Below are 2,481 nucleotides of genomic sequence, written 5' to 3' on the forward strand. Positions count from 1 at the left end.
AAGGCCAAGAATTGTCAGTACTGGCTTTGCATTTGTTACAGATCTCTTTGGTGTACGTAAATACCTTGATGATCCAACAAGTGTTGAACGAACCGAGTTGGTTTTCAAGGATGAAAAAGGAAGATTTCAGGGCATTGACGCCATTGATCTATGCCCATGTCAATCCTTATGGGATATTTGAATTAGACATGGACGCAAGACTACCCATAGAAATGACAGCTTAAAAGTTGGCGGTTATCGCAGCTACCCGGTCACTACCCCAAGTGGATGAAACCTACGCGATGATTAAAGCGTTGAACAAGCTTACAGGGCTTGGTTTGTATTGGCTGACAATTAATCTAAATAGGGCTGTTCGGCTTCGAAAATGATTTACGCAACAAAGCCTTTTCGGAAAGCTGATACCGAACTCAAGGAGTATTGAGCCGACACGATTCATACATGCAGTTCGTTCTTTTATGTAACCACTACGAATTTTTCGTATTGTCGATATGGCTTGTGCTGATTCACTTTTTACTGAAGTGAATCGCATTGTAGGTCGATATGTAGATACCATCTCTAAACTTAGTCAGCAAGCATAGTTCTAGATCGTTTTAGGCTGATATTTAGTTTGTGTTTTGAGTACCCCAAAGCAAATCTGAATAAGTTTTCGCATTGCAGCTCCAAGCGCTTGCATTTTGGTTTTACCTGCTGCCAGCAACCTTCGTTTCTGCGCTTTAATATCAGGGTTGTGGGTGCTAGCACTCACCGCTGCTAAGAACAATTTAGCGCGAACTCTTGATGGACCAACCTTACTTAATGTCGTCCTACCTTTAAGGTTTCCCGACTCATTTAGCTTTGGGATGAGCCCGACAAAGGCTGCGGCCTGCTTTGCATTAGAAAACTGTTTGGCACTGAATAAGCCCGAATTCAACTGCGAAGTGCGACACTCTCCAATATCCAGCAGCCAATACCATTTCTTTAAAGACAATCGCTGGTTGCTTGAAGTCTAAATACTTTTTTGGTCGATAATTTATCCGTGATACCGCGAATTCAATATCACTGCCTGTTACCGTTGTTAAATCGGTTCCTTTCTTCACATATTGCCTTAAAAGCCCGTCAGCATTCTCATTGGCTCCACGCTCCCAAGAACTATAAGGATGGGCAAAGTACCCATCAGCCTCCAACGCTTTTGCGATGGTGTCGTGGCCTGCAAACTCGCGCGAAGACAATCAACGAACTCAACAGACACGATGCTCCGACTTTAAAATCCGCTGGTCAGGCAACCGAAAACAACGCGCGTTTCACGGCTTTTCATAACATGAACCCAGAAAGCGACCCAACTCGACCACGTTCTACGACGCTCTCGGCAAGGCAATCTAGTCGCATTCGGAGTCGTAAACGACGCGTCTTGTCAACAAAAGCGATGGACCTGAAAACGGAAATCAAATATCTGCGCCTCCTGGCCTACCAACTAACCATTCTGCGTGTAAGTCTAAAACTAGCTCCGATATACTCGCTAACAGGCGAGGACGAACTCGCTAAACAAATGAAGCGACTTCGACGCGATGGGGCACGACTGGAACGTTCGATGGATGCGTGCAAGTGCGCGCTCGTTGGACCTACGCCAACGACAAAACTGGCGAAGGTGAAAACCGACAACGCTCCTCCGAGACCGAAACGTAAACAATTACGCTACACTAGAATTCTGAAAGATGACGATCAATCGGAACGGAAGAAAATGAAACACGAAAGCATGACCAACACCGTCGCTGACGACGCCCGTATATGATGGTCCAGAACGGATTAAAATGATCGACTTCGAGGCGCGCCGCGAGGGTGAGGCGGATGATAATTCGCACTGGTCCAACTGCGATGCGATAAACCTGCTGCGTCGTGATGCCGTCGACCGTGACACGCCGACCCAAAACACCGGGCTTCTCTACCGCGAACCACGTAAAGATGAATCAACGACGAACGAAAAATCAACCTTTTCACCTCAGAGACACCCGCTTATTCATGAAGGAGAAGTGCAAAATCTCTCCGCCGTTTGAAACAACGACGTGAAAATGCGATCGGGTGTAAAAACCGAGAAACGTATCGACCGAAGCATCAAAGGAAAAAATCCTAAAAGGGTGCAGCCACCAAGGTCGCGCAAAAAAACGCCTCGAAAGCTAAAAACATCCGTCCGCTAACAACTGACAATCGCTCTTCAAGTGAGACGAGAGCAGAAGGCCATACCGTGACTGCGAGAGATGGGGGGGCATGCCTCGACATGACGCGAAAAAGTTTACTGTAGAGGTAACATATAAGCCTCCATGAGTAATGACTGTTGTCATTATCAGGGCTTGGGTCTAAATGGGAATGATGTTGAGAATTAATCGCTTACGTTAAACGGGAACCGGTTGAGTATGCTGTTCATCAGTTCAAGGTCAGCATTCGTTTGGTCGGCCGAGCATTACCGTGCTTATGGCTCTGGTATATTATTCAAGATCCTAAGGTGTT

3 protein-coding genes and 2 pseudogenes are annotated in these 2,481 nt (G+C 46.4%); 2 read left to right on the top strand and 3 right to left on the bottom strand.

The window, feature by feature from the left end; translation table 11 throughout:
- Positions 1-224, top strand: a 224-nt coding sequence (locus BLO31_RS08780) for a Tn3 family transposase (protein ID WP_139158969.1), incomplete at its 5' end; no start/stop codon positions are given.
- 161 nt (positions 225-385) lie between these two features.
- Here BLO31_RS08780 and BLO31_RS23465 read toward each other — a convergent pair.
- The 3 genes and pseudogenes from BLO31_RS23465 to BLO31_RS23080 form a co-directional block, all read right to left on the bottom strand.
- Positions 386-538: pseudogene (locus BLO31_RS23465) on the bottom strand (IS110 family transposase); the annotation flags it as partial.
- A 42-nt stretch (positions 539-580) separates the two neighbouring features.
- The gene (locus BLO31_RS08785) at positions 581-967 is read right to left on the bottom strand and encodes a transposase (RefSeq protein ID WP_070964759.1); all 387 of its coding nucleotides are present in this window, start codon (positions 965-967) and stop codon (positions 581-583) included.
- Positions 951-1,205: pseudogene (locus BLO31_RS23080) on the bottom strand (IS30 family transposase); the annotation flags it as partial. The pseudogene BLO31_RS23080 and the gene BLO31_RS08785, both read right to left, overlap by 17 nt.
- Before the next feature lie 582 nt (positions 1,206-1,787).
- Here BLO31_RS23080 and BLO31_RS08795 point away from each other — a divergent pair.
- The gene (locus tag BLO31_RS08795) at positions 1,788-2,030 is read left to right on the top strand and encodes a hypothetical protein (RefSeq protein WP_070964765.1); all 243 of its coding nucleotides are present in this window, start codon (positions 1,788-1,790) and stop codon (positions 2,028-2,030) included.
- Positions 2,031-2,481 lie beyond the last annotated feature (451 nt).

It is taken from the genome of Vibrio sonorensis, assembly GCF_001854765.1.
Taxonomy (GTDB): Bacteria; Pseudomonadota; Gammaproteobacteria; order Enterobacterales; family Vibrionaceae; genus Vibrio; species Vibrio sonorensis.

What these genes read in the sequence shown, in the direction of transcription:
- BLO31_RS08795 (WP_070964765.1), top strand. Translation starts at nt 1,788, where the DNA reads ATGATCGACTTCGAGGCGCGCCGCGAGGGTGAGGCGGATGATAATTCG.